General features: G+C 65.2%; 17 protein-coding genes and 1 pseudogene. 8 read left to right on the forward strand and 10 right to left on the reverse strand.

Translation table 11 applies throughout. The features are described from left to right. Nucleotides 1-30: 30 nt before the first annotated feature. The 3 genes from HACJB3_RS06415 to HACJB3_RS06425 all read left to right on the forward strand — a co-directional run bounded on the left by HACJB3_RS06415 (nucleotide 31) and on the right by HACJB3_RS06425 (nucleotide 1,214). Complete coding sequence (locus HACJB3_RS06415; RefSeq protein WP_008414975.1) at nucleotides 31-462, forward strand: universal stress protein; 432 nt, start codon at nucleotides 31-33, stop codon at nucleotides 460-462. A gap of 68 nt (nucleotides 463-530) precedes the next feature. Further along, the gene (locus tag HACJB3_RS06420; protein ID WP_008414976.1) at nucleotides 531-779 is read left to right on the forward strand and encodes a hypothetical protein; all 249 of its coding nucleotides are present in this window, start codon (nucleotides 531-533) and stop codon (nucleotides 777-779) included. A gap of 168 nt (nucleotides 780-947) precedes the next feature. Next, complete coding sequence (locus HACJB3_RS06425) at nucleotides 948-1,214, forward strand: hypothetical protein (protein WP_008414977.1); 267 nt, start codon at nucleotides 948-950, stop codon at nucleotides 1,212-1,214. Nucleotides 1,215-1,355: 141 nt separating this feature from the next. On the opposite strand, the pseudogene HACJB3_RS06430 reads toward HACJB3_RS06425, so the two are convergent. Together HACJB3_RS06430 and HACJB3_RS06435 are read right to left on the reverse strand one after the other, a co-directional pair. Then, nucleotides 1,356-2,161 (reverse strand): annotated as a pseudogene (locus HACJB3_RS06430) (ABC transporter ATP-binding protein). A 176-nt stretch (nucleotides 2,162-2,337) separates the two neighbouring features. Next, nucleotides 2,338-3,267 carry a DMT family transporter gene (locus tag HACJB3_RS06435; protein ID WP_013199431.1) on the reverse strand — a complete coding sequence of 310 codons (930 nt, stop codon included), beginning with the start codon at nucleotides 3,265-3,267 and terminating at the stop codon, nucleotides 2,338-2,340. A gap of 79 nt (nucleotides 3,268-3,346) precedes the next feature. Between HACJB3_RS06435 and HACJB3_RS06440 the strand changes: the two genes are divergently transcribed. Further along, a complete protein-coding gene (locus tag HACJB3_RS06440) occupies nucleotides 3,347-3,970 on the forward strand; it encodes a reverse transcriptase-like protein (protein WP_008414987.1) in 624 nt (207 codons plus the stop codon). On the opposite strand, the gene HACJB3_RS06445 is transcribed toward HACJB3_RS06440, so the two are convergent. Next, the gene (locus tag HACJB3_RS06445; RefSeq protein WP_008414989.1) at nucleotides 3,967-5,037 is read right to left on the reverse strand and encodes a M24 family metallopeptidase; all 1,071 of its coding nucleotides are present in this window, start codon (nucleotides 5,035-5,037) and stop codon (nucleotides 3,967-3,969) included. The two genes, HACJB3_RS06440 and HACJB3_RS06445, sit on opposite strands and share 4 nt — an antisense overlap. A gap of 123 nt (nucleotides 5,038-5,160) precedes the next feature. On the opposite strand from HACJB3_RS06445, the gene HACJB3_RS06450 reads away from it, so the two are divergent. Then, nucleotides 5,161-5,991 carry a COX15/CtaA family protein gene (locus tag HACJB3_RS06450; protein WP_013199432.1) on the forward strand — a complete coding sequence of 277 codons (831 nt, stop codon included), beginning with the start codon at nucleotides 5,161-5,163 and terminating at the stop codon, nucleotides 5,989-5,991. On the opposite strand, the gene HACJB3_RS19960 is transcribed toward HACJB3_RS06450, so the two are convergent. Beyond that, complete coding sequence (locus HACJB3_RS19960; RefSeq protein ID WP_155828810.1) at nucleotides 5,985-6,134, reverse strand: hypothetical protein; 150 nt, start codon at nucleotides 6,132-6,134, stop codon at nucleotides 5,985-5,987. The genes HACJB3_RS06450 and HACJB3_RS19960 overlap by 7 nt on opposite strands. A 56-nt stretch (nucleotides 6,135-6,190) precedes the next feature. Continuing rightward, nucleotides 6,191-7,639, reverse strand: coding sequence for a replication factor C large subunit (locus HACJB3_RS06455; protein WP_008414992.1), 1,449 nt, complete (start codon nucleotides 7,637-7,639; stop codon nucleotides 6,191-6,193). A gap of 95 nt (nucleotides 7,640-7,734) precedes the next feature. On the opposite strand from HACJB3_RS06455, the gene HACJB3_RS06460 reads away from it, so the two are divergent. Both HACJB3_RS06460 and HACJB3_RS06465 read left to right on the forward strand, forming a co-directional pair. After that, nucleotides 7,735-8,988, forward strand: a complete 1,254-nt coding sequence (locus HACJB3_RS06460; RefSeq protein ID WP_008414994.1) for a hypothetical protein — start codon at nucleotides 7,735-7,737, stop codon at nucleotides 8,986-8,988. A 39-nt stretch (nucleotides 8,989-9,027) separates the two neighbouring features. Beyond that, complete coding sequence (locus HACJB3_RS06465; RefSeq protein ID WP_008414996.1) at nucleotides 9,028-9,651, forward strand: GNAT family N-acetyltransferase; 624 nt, start codon at nucleotides 9,028-9,030, stop codon at nucleotides 9,649-9,651. A gap of 2 nt (nucleotides 9,652-9,653) precedes the next feature. Here HACJB3_RS06465 and HACJB3_RS06470 read toward each other — a convergent pair whose 3' ends face one another. From HACJB3_RS06470 to HACJB3_RS06485, 4 genes are all read right to left on the reverse strand, one after another. Next, nucleotides 9,654-10,829 carry a metal-dependent hydrolase family protein gene (locus HACJB3_RS06470; protein ID WP_008414997.1) on the reverse strand — a complete coding sequence of 392 codons (1,176 nt, stop codon included), beginning with the start codon at nucleotides 10,827-10,829 and terminating at the stop codon, nucleotides 9,654-9,656. 55 nt (nucleotides 10,830-10,884) lie between these two features. Then, on the reverse strand, nucleotides 10,885-11,277 hold the full coding sequence (locus HACJB3_RS06475; protein ID WP_008414998.1) for a zinc ribbon domain-containing protein: 393 nt from the start codon (nucleotides 11,275-11,277) through the stop codon (nucleotides 10,885-10,887). A 68-nt stretch (nucleotides 11,278-11,345) separates the two neighbouring features. Further along, nucleotides 11,346-11,834: a GNAT family N-acetyltransferase gene (locus tag HACJB3_RS06480; RefSeq protein ID WP_008415000.1), complete on the reverse strand. Its 489-nt coding sequence runs from the start codon at nucleotides 11,832-11,834 to the stop codon at nucleotides 11,346-11,348. A 36-nt stretch (nucleotides 11,835-11,870) separates the two neighbouring features. Then, complete coding sequence (locus HACJB3_RS06485; protein WP_008415001.1) at nucleotides 11,871-12,512, reverse strand: metal-dependent hydrolase; 642 nt, start codon at nucleotides 12,510-12,512, stop codon at nucleotides 11,871-11,873. A 143-nt stretch (nucleotides 12,513-12,655) separates the two neighbouring features. On the opposite strand from HACJB3_RS06485, the gene HACJB3_RS06490 reads away from it, so the two are divergent. Further along, a complete protein-coding gene (locus HACJB3_RS06490) occupies nucleotides 12,656-13,378 on the forward strand; it encodes a helix-turn-helix domain-containing protein (RefSeq protein WP_008415002.1) in 723 nt (240 codons plus the stop codon). Here the strand turns inward: HACJB3_RS06490 and HACJB3_RS06495 are convergent. Continuing rightward, on the reverse strand, nucleotides 13,363-14,232 hold the full coding sequence (locus HACJB3_RS06495; protein ID WP_008415003.1) for an AAC(3) family N-acetyltransferase: 870 nt from the start codon (nucleotides 14,230-14,232) through the stop codon (nucleotides 13,363-13,365). The genes HACJB3_RS06490 and HACJB3_RS06495 overlap by 16 nt on opposite strands. Nucleotides 14,233-14,353: the final 121 nt, after the last annotated feature.

A 14,353-nucleotide genomic window follows, 5' to 3' on the forward strand; every position in this document is an offset into this window, starting at 1 on the left:
TATAATTGATGGGGCGGTGATGGGGGACGTATGGCACAGCGCGTCCTTGTCCCGATCGATGGCTCGCCACAGGCACAGGAGTCGTTCGAATACGCTATCCGCGAGTTCCCCGACGCGACCCTGATCGCGCTCACCGTTCTCGATCCGGCGGAGATGAGTGCCGGCGGGACTGAGATGGGGATGGCATCGTACGCCGACCGCTGGATGGAGGTCGAAGAGGAGCGTGCCGAGGAACGGTTCGATCGGGTTCGCGCGCTCGCGGCCGACGGCGACGTCGCGCTCGAGACCCAAACCGTGCTCGGTCGACCCGCACGGGCCATCGTCGAGTACGCCGAGGACAACGACGTCGATCACGTCGTCATGGGGAGTCATGGACGCGACGGCGTCTCGCGCATCCTGTTGGGGAGCGTCGCCGAAACCGTCGTTCGACGCTCACCGTGTCCAGTCACCGTCGTGCGGTAGTCGCCGGCCATCGTTCGGCCCGGAGGCCCACCGGAGACGGTTTTACCTCTCGGTCCCCTTCTCGAGGTATGGTCCGTCTCGATACCGCGACCGTCGGCGGCGGGTTCGTCCTCGCCGGACTCACACACCTCCTCGCACCGCGACCGTTGCTCGCGGTCGCCCGTCGTGCCTACCGGCAAGTGCTGGCCGCGGAGTTCGATGGGGACGAGCGAACTGAACGGCGCGTCCGTGCGGTCGGTTTGGTGTTGCTCGCGATCGGGACCGTCGTGGCTCCGGCCCGGAGGTCGATCTCGATCGTGCTCGAGAAGTCGAGATAGGAACAACTAGCTCTGCTGAAAGTATAAACTTTCTTACTAGATCTACGCCAGTCGTGAAACGTCGTTAGTAGTGTATCAATTCGGTAAAATGAAGAAAAACGGAATGAAATCTCGTGTCATTATATGTACTTGTCTAACACATAGGAAAACAGACACGAGGTGTCCCCGATGTCAGTACCCTCCATTCACACGGACAACACGTCCGGCTGCGCGGACCCCGAACAGCCCACCGATCATGCGAGTCGATTCGATGCCGCGGCCCTCGCCCGTCCGGTCGAGGCGGTCGCCTTCTGGAGCGCGATTGCCCTTCCGTTTCTGTATCTCCCGTTGTTGGTCAGCGGGCTCGGCTCGACGGCCCAACTCACCGCGTTTCTCGCGTTGCTCGCCGTTCACGCCGCTTCGATCGTTGGCGGTCACCGGTATAATCGACGCTAGACGACTACTGTTCGTTCGTCGTATCGAGTGCGTTCCGGGGCGAAAAGTCGGACACTCCCTGGAGCCGGTTCGTCGGATCCGTCGAATCGTTCGCCGGGACAGTGACGTATGGCCGGACTGTTCGGTCGGGAAAACGAACGTCTACCGGTCGTGTTCACGGGCGGTTTCGGGTTCTTCGTCTCCGGATGGTCTCTGATCCGGAACCGCCGCCTGTGGCGTCTCGTGGGTTACCTCGAGGAAGGCGTCCTCCAGACTCCGCTGTTTGCCGGTTTCCGCGCGCCGTTTCAGGTCGTCGGGCGACCCCTCCGCGACGAGACGTCCGTCGTGAATCACGCCCACGGCGTCGGCGAGTTCGTCGACGACGGGGAGGATGTGCGTCGAGAGGAGGATCGTCATCTCCTGGGCGGCGAGCTCCGCGATGGTATCGCGCATGGTCCGGGCGGCCCGTGGATCCAGGCCCGTCGTCGGTTCGTCGAGGAATACGACCTGCGGGCGGTGGAGAACCGCCTGCATGATACCGAGTTTCTTTCGCATCCCCGTCGAGTACGAGTCGATGCGCTTGTCGGCGCCCTCGACGAGGTCGAAGCGCTCGAACAGTTCGGTCATCCGCTCGCGGGCTTCCGTCTCGGGGACGTCGCGGAGACCGGCGATATATGTCAACTGTTCGCGGCCCGTCAACTCGTCGTACAGGGGGGCTCGTCGGGCAAGTAGCCGATGTGGGGCGTGACGCTATCGCGGTGCTCGATAGAGGCCCCGGCGACGCGTGCGGTGCCGCTGGTGGGCCGGGTAAGCGTCGTGAGCATCCGCATCGTCGTCGTCTTTCCTGCGCCGTTGGGCCCCAGAAACCCATAGACGCTCCCCGATTCGATCGAGAGGGTGAGATCGTCGACCGCGGTTTCCTCGCCGTAGCGTTTGGTCAGTCCTCTCGTTTCGATAGCAGCGGTCATGGCTCGTGTTACTCCCGGGCCCGTATATATTTTCTTGCTGACTTATTATGAAATATTGTGGCGGAGGGCGGCGTAAGCGTAGCCGACGGCCGAGGGAGCGTCGGCTCTCAGTACAGCGAAAAGCATTACATTTGTCCACTTTCAAATTTGAAATGCCAAAATCATAAGTATATAGGTTACAGTCGGTCGGTTATCGCGGCCCGCATCGCGGGGAGTTCAGCGACGAGTTGGCGGCGCTTGATCAGGCAAAAGCCGACGAAGATAATCAAAAAGCCCCCGATGGTCGCTGGATCGAGCGCCTCGGCGAGCAACAGCCACCCGGCGATCGCCGTGACGACCGGAACGACGTAGGAGACGAGGTTGATCTCGATCGGTCCAAGCCGTTCGAGCAGGTCGAAATACAGGAGAAAGCCGACCGCGCTCGAGACGACCGCGAGGTAGGCGAGCGCGAGGACGGCCTCGGAACTCCACTCGACGGCCGCGAAAGCCTCACCCGGCATCCAGACGGAGAGGGCATGCATCAACAGCGCGCCCAGCGCCATCGACCAGCCCTCCAGCGTTTCGATCGGGAGTTCGGCCTCGGCCCGTCTGAGCAGGACGCTTCCGAGGGCGAAGGCGGCCGCACCGGCCAGGATCAGCCCCGTCGCGATCACGTCCGCAGAGAGGACGTTCCCGGGATCCGGACGCGAGAGGATCGCGACGCCGGCCAGTCCGAGCGCCATCCCGAGGAGGCCGGCGGGCGCGAGACGCTCGCTCGGGAGCAAAACGCGTGCGAAGGCGGTCGTCAGAACGGGCGAGAGGCTGACGATCACGGCCGCCATCGCGCTGGTAACGCTCTGTTGGCCGACGAAGAGAAAGGCGTGATACGCGGCGATCAGTAGGGTGCCGCCGATCCCGACCGCGAGCCACTCCTCGCGAGTGCGGGGAACGGGTCGGTCGGTCGCGTAGGCGGCGTAGGCAAGCATGAACGCCGCCGCGAGGTCGTACCGGAGGGCGGCAAAGAGCACGGGCGGGAAGTACTCGAGACCGGCCCTGATGGCGACGAAGGCGGTCCCCCAGGCGACCGCCAACAGGAGAAACGAGGCGACGGTTCGGTACCGGCTCACGTCGGAACTGTCGGGGCGACCGCCTTGAAGGGCTCGACTCTGGGCCATATTTATATAGAATCGCCGTCATACTGGAGGTATGGCCGCCTATGGCCGCCGGTCCCTCCGAGATCGCTTCGACAGCGCGCCGACCCCCCACGTCGCCCACCCGCCGCGAACCCACCACCGGGACTTCTACGTCGCGACCGACGGGTCCTATCACCTCCACGACCATCGCGCAGGGATGGGGGTCGTCATCGAGACGCGCGACGGCACGCGCGTGGCGCGCTTTGCTCTCCCGACGACGGCGACCGACAACAACGTCGCCGAGTACCAGGCGCTTCACTTCGGGCTGGACGTACTGGCCGCCCGTGCTCCATCGACCGCCCGCATCGGTGTCCTCACCGATCACGACAGTCTGGCGACGAACGTCAACAGCGCCGCGCTCACTCACGACGGCTGGGGTCCCGGTGAGATACGCGTCCCGCTCGCCAGCCAGAACCACTGGCGCGGAATCCGCGCGCGCATCGCCGGGTTCGGGGAACTGCGCGCAGCGGTGATCGACGGGACCGACAACCCTGCCCACCCGCTCGCGAACTCGCCGAAGGAGTACGCCCACGTCAACCGCGAACCCGACCGGTGTGTCCGACCCGAGACGCCCCCTGTGAGCAGCACGCCGGGCGTCCCGCCGCCGTCACGCGCCGACCGCCACGCGAGCGACTAGTCGAGTTCCAGAACCGCCGGCCGTTCGAGCTCCAGCCCCCCCTTCGAGACCGACCGAGTCGGCCACTCGCCCGTCGTCGTCAGGACCTCCGGTTCGTCTTCCCTTACTAGCACCGTATCCTCGCTTTTCGCACCCTGCACCGTGGGGTTCCACGCGTAGGCCATCGGGAGCGTCACCTCCCCGTCGTGCCACGGGGTGGCGATCCACTCCCGTCCCTGATAGCCCGCTGCCCCGCCCTGGTGGTGGTGTTTCCACTCGCGAGGATAGCTCACCTCGCGGTAAGCTTCTTGAATCGCCTCGAAGACCTCGCGGGCTTTGCCGCCGGTTCGCCCCACCTGTCGAGTCGCGGCTAGTGCCGCCGTTTCCACCTTCGTTGCCGCCTCGTGACGCGATTCGAGCCACTCGGGGGCGTCGAACGCCACGGTGCGGGTACAACTGGCGTGCAGACCGTCCCGACGGGCGGTCACCGAGACGAGCGCGTACTTCCCGAGCTTCTTCGTCGTCGGCGTGTAATGGCGGTACTCGCGGGCGCGTTTCGCCCCGCCGACGAGCGCTACTGGCGAGTCGATCCCCTGCTCGGCGAGCTCCCCTCGGAGGTCGGCGGCCACCTCACGTTCCGTACTGGTGGGTTCGAGCTCCCGACAGACCCCTTCGAGGACCTCGGCTGTCTCGCGACCGAGTTCGCGATACGTCTCGATGTCGCCGTCCGTCAGCGGGTAGCGAAGCGCCGAGATATCGACGTGACGGAAACCGGGCACCCGGAAGTCCGCGGCCGCCCGTCCGTCGGTGTAGGAAGCGACCGCATCGGCGAGCGAGCCGGAGTACCAGTCGTAGGTCACGATCCGCTCGTCAGAGAGTTCCTCCTCCGCGAGCCGCGCGGCCTCGATGTTGTCGGTGATGACGGTGACCTCGTGGCCGTCATAGCCCGCGGCGGCGACGCCGAGGTCGCCCGCGCGGTCGACGACGTTGGTCCCGCCGGTGAGCCACGCGAAGTTCTCCGGCCGGGCGAGCCAGATCGAATCGAGGTCGTGGCGCATCCGGTAGGCGTCTAGTCGGGTCCGTTTCATGGTCGCGAATCGCCCGGCAGGACCAAAACTGCCGGGGACCGTTCCCGGTTGGACAGACCTATGTGCGGCCGGCCCCGAAATCCGGACGATAGCCATGACGCGAGTCACGACACGGGGGCGACGATGAGCCGCGACCGACTGCGGTCCCTCCTGTTGGCGACGACCGGCCTCACGTACGTCCTGTTGTTGATCGGTATCTATACTGCCGCTTCGGGTGCCGGCCTGACCTGTGCAGGGCGTTGGCCGCTGTGTGACGGCGCCGTCTTCGGGCTGTTTCCCGCCAACTGGCCCAGTTTCATCGAGTGGTTCCACCGCCTGATCGCCATGATCGCCGGGTTCGTCGTGATCGGCGCGACCTACGGGGCCTGGCGCTGGCAGGACGGCCGTCGGATCCGACTGGCGATGACCACCGCCCTCGCGCTGTATCCCGTTCAGGCGTTGCTGGGGGCCGGGACGGTGCTCGATTACTCGTTGTTCTACCTTACGGCGCACTTTCTCACCGCACTCACGATCTTCGGATCGCTCGTGCTCGCGACGCTGTGGTACGTCGCCGATATCGCGAGTATCAGACGAGTCCGATCCGCGCTGTTCGTCGCCGTTGGGCTGTTTCCGGTCCTCGTCGCGCTCTCGCCGGGGACGCTGGTCGACCACACGGCGGCCGTACAGGCGATTTACTATGCGATCGGCCTCGCACTGTTCGCGACGCTGCTTGCAGCAGCCGTCTGGTCGGGTCTCCTCGAAGCGACCGCGTCCCGCCTCTCGCGGGTGCGCCTGCTTGCGGGCGTCGGGGCCGCGACACTCGCCGCCCAACTCCTGTTGGGCCGGTACGTCTACACCGACCTGATCCAACTGCTCGATGCGACGGCGATGGCCGCCGCGTTCCTGATCGCCGTCGCCGCCGCGTGGCTCACCGCTCGGATCGAACCGGCCGCGGCCAGCCCGCAGGCTCAGTAGTAGTACAGTTCGAACGCGCTCTCACAGTCGAGACAACTCTCGACGCTGCCAGTCAGCCGGCCGTTCTCAGGCGACGGGGTCATCGTCGCCGCGGTCGGGGCGCCACAGTGCGGGCAAGTAACGCGGAGTTCGGTGGAGGACATAGACGCTACCGTTCGAACTGCTAACATATAGTTACGACGGCCCTATCGACCGGGCCTCACATGAAGTCGCCCAGACCCGACTGCGAGTCACTGGCGTCGGCCTGCTCGTCGTCGTCGGTTTCCATCGACTCGGTATCGGCGTCAGGTGACGCCGACTTCTCGGCCGTCGGGTCCTCTTCGGCGTACGTTCGGCGCGCACCCTCGAATGCCCCGCCCGAGCTCTCGACAGCGGCCTCCTCGCGTAGGCGCTCTGCGTCCGCGACGATGTCCTGGACCTTGTTGGTGTCCTTCCCGCTGCCGGTGACGAAGGCGACGTGTTCGGCGTCCAGTTCGTATCGGGCGGTCATCGCCACCGTGAGTTCGCGATTCTTACAGTGATGGGTCATCGCGGCGAGGTAGGGCAGGACCTCTCGGCGGGCACTCGACATGCTCACGCCACCGGATTCGGCGATCTTTTGGGCGACGTAGTCCCGGCGGTCGCGCGCACCCCGGGAACTCCCGAGTTTGCGCCAGTAACTCGGCGGGCCATACCGGGTCCATCCCCCTTTCGGCTCGCGGCGGGCGGCGGCGACCCCGGCGGTCATGTTGTCGCCCGCGTAGCGCCAGTACGAGTAGTTCTGCGTCGCACGCACCCGCCCGAGCCACCGGTCCGCCCGCGCGAGGGCGCTGTAGGCGTCGGCGAGTTCCCTCCCCGCGAAGTCCTTGGGGACGTTGTCCTCGATCCAGTTGATGAGGTCGTCGGGCGTCTCGTCGACCTCATAGGAGGCATAGAGCGCCTCCTGTGCCCCTTTCTCCTTGATCACCTCGTCGAGGAAGTCGAAGATCCCCTTGGTGCGGTCGCGCTCACCCGTGACGACCGCCTCGGCGGTGAGGCGATCCTCGCGTTCGGCGAGCGCCTGCAGGTCGTTGACCGCCGAGCGCAGGTCGCCGTCGGTGTTTTCGGCGATCGCCTCCAGAGCTTCGGCTTCGAATTCGATGCCTTCCTGTCGGCAGATGTCCCGCAACACGGGGACGATCGAGCGCTTCGAGACGTCCCGAAACTCGACGGTTTCACAGCTGTTTCGCAGGTTCTGGGACATGTCGTAGAACTCGTTTGCGATCAGGACAACCGGCTGGTTCGCCGACTTGATTACGTCCGTGACCGCGCGCGAGCCGCCGTAGTCGACGTTCCCGTGGAAGTTGTCTGCTTCGTCGAGGATCACAAGCCGCCGGCCCGCGGTCCCGCCGGTGAGGGTGCCGCTCTTTGCCGCCTCGCCGGCGATCCGTTTCACGATGTCGGCCTTTCGCTGATCCGAGGCGTTGAGTTCGATCGTCGGCCAGCCTAGGTCGTTCGCAAGCGCGTGGGCCGCCGAGGTCTTCCCGACGCCGGGGCTCCCGTGGAGGATGACCGCTTTCTGGTGGTCCTCCCAGCTCTCGGCCCACTCGCGGAACGCGTCGCGGGCCTTGTCGTTGCCCCGCACCTCCGACAGCGTCGAGGGGCGGTACGTCTCCGTCCAATCGGCCATTACCGGAGGGAGGGCCGAGGCGCGTTTAGTGGTTGCGAACTCCTGAACGGAATCCGGCAGAACGCCTTTATGCCCCGTCCGGATAGCCGGAAGCGATGGTAACCGTCGTTCCAATAGCGCTCGGTGTCGTCGCTCTCGCAATCGCCGCGGAGGTCGTCTCCCAGCGCGCCCTCGAACGCTACGGAGAGGGACTGGGTAGCATGCCGACCGTGGTGCTGGAGGAGTTCCCCGAGATCAGCTCCGGGCTGCTCGGAAAGTACACCAGCTTCGACCCCGATCTCGGGTGGGTCCCCCAGCCCGATCAGCAAAAACAGAAAGACACGGGCGATCACCTCCCCGGCGAGGAGGTCGAGAGCGTCGTCACCTACTCGACCGACGAGTACGGCAGCCGGGTCTGTCCCGCCGCTGACCGCGATGAGGGCCGCGGCGCGGTCTCGACGTACGGCGACTCGTACTGCTTTTGCCGGGAGGTCGACGACGAGGATACCTTCCAGAACCGCCTCGCACGGAGGATAGACGCCCACGTCGGCAACTACGGCGGGGGTAACTACGGCCTCGATCAGGCGCTCTTGCGGATGAAACGCCAGTACCCCGAGGACCCGACCGATCACGTCTGTATCGTCGTGACCGCCTCCTCGATTGCCCGGATCCTCTCGGTCTGGAAGCACTACCAGGAGTTCGGGAACGTGCTGGCGGTCAAACCGCGCTACGAACTCCGGGACGGCGAACTCGAACTCCTCGAGAGCCCCGTCGACGAGAAAGAAGACCTCCTTGACCTCGAATCCCGTGCGCCCTTCCTCCGGACCCACGACGGCCACTACGAGAACTGGTTCAAACCGCACCTCGCCAGTTTCCCCTACGCAACCGACTTCCTCGACGACCCCGACCAGGTCAAGTACGCGCTCTACGCCGCGGGAATGGACCTCGAAAGCGAGTACGGGATCTCGATCCCGGGGGTCGACCTCGGCGCGCGCCAGGCCGCGACGACCCTGCGGCTCGAACAGTCCCGCGTGCGCTATCACGAGCGACTGTTCGAGGAGAAGGCGGACCTCTTCGACGCGCTGATCGGCGAGTTCGTTTCGTACGCCGACGAACACGACTTCACGCCGACGTTCGTCATGGTCCAGCAGCTCCGATACGCAGCCCACGAGGCCGACCGTGGCCCGATCTACGGCGACCTCATGGACCGGCTCGACGAGCGCTATCCCGACCTGGAAACGATCGACATGGCCGAGCACCTCTCGGGCGACCCCGAGTCTCTGTACGTCCAGCGCGGCGAGGGCGGTCACTACAGCCCCGAGACCAACGCACGAATCGCCGAGGTGCTCGAAGAGCGTCTGATCGAGTGACGCACACAACGGTTTTACCGTGGGTTGCGAAGAGCCGTCATGTTCCCCGAGACGATCGCGACGGATCGCCTCAGACTCGAGCGACTGACTCGTGAGCTGGTCGATCCCCTCGAAGCCTACGAGCATTTCGCGAACGGCGACGACATCGAGGAGGAGACGCAGCATATCTCGTGGAACCCCCACACCACCCCGAAGGAGACGTGGGACGTCCTCGGCGAGTTCGAGGAGCGGTGGGAACAGCGCGAGGACGCCATCTATGCTCTCTTCCCCCGTGAGGGCGAGGCGGGGACGGGCGAGTTCGCCGGAACAACTGGCTTGCACTTCGAGTGGGACAAGCACGCCGCGGACCTCGGCATCTGGCTGCGAAAGCCGTTCTGGGGGCGTGGGTACTCCGGCGAGCGCGCGGCCGCCCTGTTCGCCCTCGCGTTCTCACGGCTCGACCTCGAACTCGTCTCGGTAGCTCATTTCTCCGGCAACGAGCAGTCGAAACGAGCCATCGAGAAGTACGTCGAGCGCTTCGGTGGGCGATACGAAGGCCGGCTGAGAAACCATCTCGTCGACGCCGACGGCGAAGTCCACGACGCGCACCGCTACAGCGTTTCACAAGAAGAGTGGTCCGATGCCGTCTCGGAGGAACGCACGGCCGTTTCCTTCGAAGGCTGAGCTTACTCCCCGTCCGGCAACTCGCCCGCGACGACCGCCCCACCTTTGAGAACCGCCGTCGGCTCGCGGAGCAACGAGACGTCCTCCAAGGGGTTGCCCTCGACCACGAGCAGGTCGGCGTATTTCCCGGGTTCGAGGACGCCCACGTCGAGGCCGACCACGTCAGCGGCGCTCGCAGTCATCGCCTCGATCGCTTCCGCCTCACTCATCCCGTGTTCGACCATAAAGGAGATCTCCGTGCTGTTGGTCCCGTGGTAGTTGAACGGGGTACCGACGTCGGTGCCGCCCGCGATGTTCACGCCCGCCTCGTAGGCTCGTTTGAACGACTCGATGTGGCGTTCGTAGACGTTACTGGTCTTCTGTGAGCTCTCCTCGGTCGCCTGCTCTGCGTTGCGTGCGATCCGGTAGGGCGCCGAAAGGGTCGGCACGAGCGTCACGTCGTTGGTGACGAGCATGTCGATCGCCTCCTCGTCCATGAACGTGCCGTGCTCGACCGTGTCGACGCCCGCCGCGGCCGCGGCCTTGATCCCCTCGGCACCGTGGGCGTGGGTCGCCACGTGGACCCCCCGCCGGTGGGCCTCGTCGATCAGCGCCTCCAGTTCCTCGCGGGTAAAGGCGAGCGTCTCGGGGTCGGTTCCGGGCGTCGTCACGCCGCCGGTCGCCATGAACTTGATGAAGCCCGCCCCCTGTTTGACCTGCTCGCGGACCGCCCGTCGACACTCGGTGGGCCCGTCGACCTCCCGACCGAGGTGGTGGCCGTGCCCGCCCGTAATCGTGATCGAGCGACAGTTCGCGAGGGTACGGGGTCCGGGGACGTCCCCGCGGTCGATCGCGCGTTTGAGGACGACGTCGAGGTCGCGAGCGCCCATCGCGCGTACGCTCGTCACGCCCGATTCGAGGGTCGTCCGGGCGTTTTTCACCTCGCTCAGCGTGAGTTCGGCGTCGCTCTGCCCGACGACGTCTTCGACGGTCGCCTGCCCCGACAGGGAGAAGTGAACGTGGGCATCGACCAGGCCGGGCAGTATCGTGTGGCCCGACAGCGAGAGCACGGACTCCTCGCCCTGTGGCTCGGCGTCGCCGACCGCCTCGATCAACCCCGACTCAGGGTCCATACGGATCGCTCCGTCCGCCGTGACTTCCTCGCGCCCGTCGAACAGGCGCGCGTCCCGCAGAATCATTACCGGTGTTTATCGGTGCGGGTGCTTGAATGGCACGAAGCGCGCGCCGAACCCGTCAGCGTTCGTGACCGTCGGTCACCGGGAGGTCCGACCCACACCACTCGCAAAAACCCACCTCGGCCGAGAGTTCGCGAGCACAGTGCGGACAGCGGCGGGACTCCCGGATCTCCTCGGCGAATCGTTCACGGCGTGCGATCAGGTAGGCGTCAACCACGCTCGCGGCGGCGGCGAGGGCTAGCGGAAACACCTCCCGGAAAGGTGCCGCCACGAGTGCGGCCGGACTCTCGAGCGCGCTCGCCGGAACGAACAGCGTCGACACCGCGGTGACGACGAGCAACCAGCCGAACGCGCGCTTCCAGCGCCGGAGGTAGATGTGCCCGAACCCGATCACCGGAACGGCGAGTGCGGCCGCGAGCCACGGCCGCTTTCGATTCGCTGGTCCGTCCATGTCCTAACTGAACGGTCAGTCAGTAGTAAGGATTACGGAACCCGGGATTTCGTATCGTCGGCTCCGCTTTATTCGAGCGGACGGGCGATCATCTCGCCCCACGGCTCGAAGCCGTGGCGGTCGTAAAAGGCGCGCGCACGGGCGTTGGCGGGGTCGACGTCGAGGACAAGGCGTTCAAGCGGGAGGGTCTGCTCGCGTGCGAGCGCACACGCCGCCGCCATCAGGTCGTCGGCGACGCCGGTCCCCCGGTGTTCGGGGGCGACGTAGAGTTCGTTCACCACCGCAGCGTCCCAGATCATCGCCAGTCGCTCCGGGAGGACGAAGACGTAGCCAACGAGGCCGTCGTCCTCGGCGACGGTCAGACAGCGCGGATCGTCCGCGACACAGCGCCCGACCCATGCGAGATACCGCTCGCGGTACGCGTCGGTGAGTTTCGCCTCGTAGGTCGTTTCCTTCGTCTCGCCGCCGGTTTCCGCGCCGAGTCCGCGCTCGAAGGCTGCTTTGAGCGTCCACAGATCGTCGTCGTCCGTTCCGGGTTCGTACGGTCTGGTCTCCATGGCTCGTCTTCGCGGGGCCCGCGTTTCGAGTTGTCGTTAGTCCTCGCTCAGATACTCGGCGGTGCGTGCGGTGGTGGTCGTCCGGAGGTCCTCGACGATCCGTCTCGTGATGGCCGCACCGCTTGCGACCAATAGCACGAACTGTTCGCCGGTCAGGGCGACGGGGAATCGGCGCCCGTTGGCCCGGACCGTATCGAACCCGGTCCCGTAGTGGGTGTCGGCGGTCGTTCCGAGTTCGACGACGTTGAGGACGTCAACGGTGAACCCCCCGTCGTGCCAGAACACCAGGTCCCCCGTGATCATGTAATACCGGTCGTACACCGGCCAGAAAGCGTTGATTCCGGAGCCGAACGAGTCGAGGACGATGTGTGCAAGCGTCATCGAGACGATGGCGACCCAACACACCTGAACGCCGTAAGTCCCCCAGCGACCGGACACGAACGAGCGCTCGCGCCAGTAGACATCCCAGATCAGAAGAACGGAGAGCATGATCGGAAACAACACCGAGTGCAACGCCGCCCGATGGGCGCCGGGGATCACGAACCCGACGAACACGTCGAGGTCGGGAACGGCCGCCGCCCCCATCACGACGAAGATGGCTCGCGTATCGAAGTGATCCGCGAGAAGCACCGCACCGATCAGTCCGCCCAGAGCGATGTGGACCGTCACAGGTGGCATGATACCACGTACCATTCGTTCCTATATGAGTCTGTTCGCTACCGAACGTCAGGAGAGTGCTCCGTATCGGTACCGACAGCTATGTGTGTGTTGTAGACGATCGTCGAAGCAATGTTCGTCACGAGCAATACCGGGGGCCGGTCGTGAGTTCCCGCTCGCCGCGGGAGGAACTCGCCGAGAAGGTCGCCGGGGAGATCACCCTCAGCGAGGATCCCGGAGCCACGTTGCGAAAGTGGCGCAGCGACTTTACGGTCTCCCAGACCGAACTCGCCGAGGAGCTCTCGATCTCCTCGTCGGTGATCAGCGACTACGAGAGCGGCCGTCGCGAGAGTCCGGGGATCGCGGTCGTCCGGCGGATCGTCACCGCGTTGCTCGACATCGACGAGCGCCGAGGCGGCGGCCGGATCCGCCAGTACGCGCGCGTGATCTCGGCGGGCTTCGAGAGCGACATCGTTCAGGACCTCCGGGAGTACCCCACGACGATCCCGCTGGCGCGTTTCTACGACGCGATCGACGCCACCGAACTCGTATCGGGCAACTCGGATCGCATCAGCGGTCACACCGTAATCGACAGCATCGAGGCGATCACGAGGCTGTCGAGCGAGGAGTTCTACCGCCTCTACGGGCAAAGTACAAACCGCGCGCTGGTGTTTACCGGCGTCACGCGGGGCGAATCCCCGCTAGTGGCGATGCGCGTCGTGAACCCGACGCCGAACGCGGTCGTCCTCCACGGGCTTTCGGAGGACGACCTCTGGGAGCACGCTCCCGATCTCGCGCGGGTCGATGGGTTCTCGCTCGCGGTCTGTAATACGGACATCGAGACGACCCTCGAACGGCTGGGGGAGCTCCCTCAAGTGACGAGATAGTACGGGTCGGCGAGGATCTTCGGCGTGAGTACCTGCCGGATATCGCGGGCGCGAAACGCGAAGACCTGCAAGCCGTTCAGATCGTAGCTATCGAGGACGCCCGCACGTTCGAGGTCCTCGCGGATCTTCGCCCGGTTCCACGTCATCGCCATCGTATACTCGTGCGAACGGTGGGTGATCGACTCACAACTCCCGTCCTCGCGACAGATCACTCCCTCGTACTCGACGATCTCGACGTAGGGCACGTTCAGGCGGTTTTCGAGGTAGTGGATGTGCGAGGAGCGAAGCCAGTCGGTTCCGACGTTCAGATACTGGACGTTCTCCCGATCCAGTTTGGCGAAACAGCCGTCGGCCGCCCAGGTGTCGTCCTGACGGCAGTCGTCGAACCGGTAGGGTCCCCGGACCAAAATCGAGTTCGTCGGGTCGTCGGTCCGGTACTCACAGTCCTCGAGAAACAGCCGCGAGAACGCCCCAAATCTCGGCATCGAGTGTCGTTTGTGGTAGATTCCCCCGTCGACCGACCGAAACGCGGGCGTGAATCCCGGGTTGAGTATCGACCCGAAGCGGTCGTCGAGTCGATTCAGGAGGAATACGTAGGGGTCCCGGTCGAACGCTCGGCTGATGTCGCGCAGACCGACGTGAACGAAGACGGCGTCGGTCCCCGCGTGCGAATCCAGCACGGACTCGAAGTCGGCTTCCGAGACGGTCCCGACGTCGTAGTTCCGTCGCTTTCGCCGGAGGGCCATCGAGGTCCGGTTGCGGAGTGCCCGACCGCGGTGGTAGCCCTCCGTCGCAGTCCGGAGCGTCGTGTCGATGCGCGAGTCCCCCCGTCGGTCCACCAGTGGTAGCTCCATGTTCCCCCTCGTCAGTAGTGTTGTCAATCCAACTAATCAATGTATCGCATATCACGATACGGATACGTACCGTCGGAGAAATGTTTCAGACCTGCTCGATTTGTTATAATGTTGAATACAT

Origin of the sequence: Halalkalicoccus jeotgali B3 (genome assembly GCF_000196895.1) — an archaeon.
GTDB lineage: Archaea > Halobacteriota > Halobacteria > Halobacteriales > Halalkalicoccaceae > Halalkalicoccus > Halalkalicoccus jeotgali.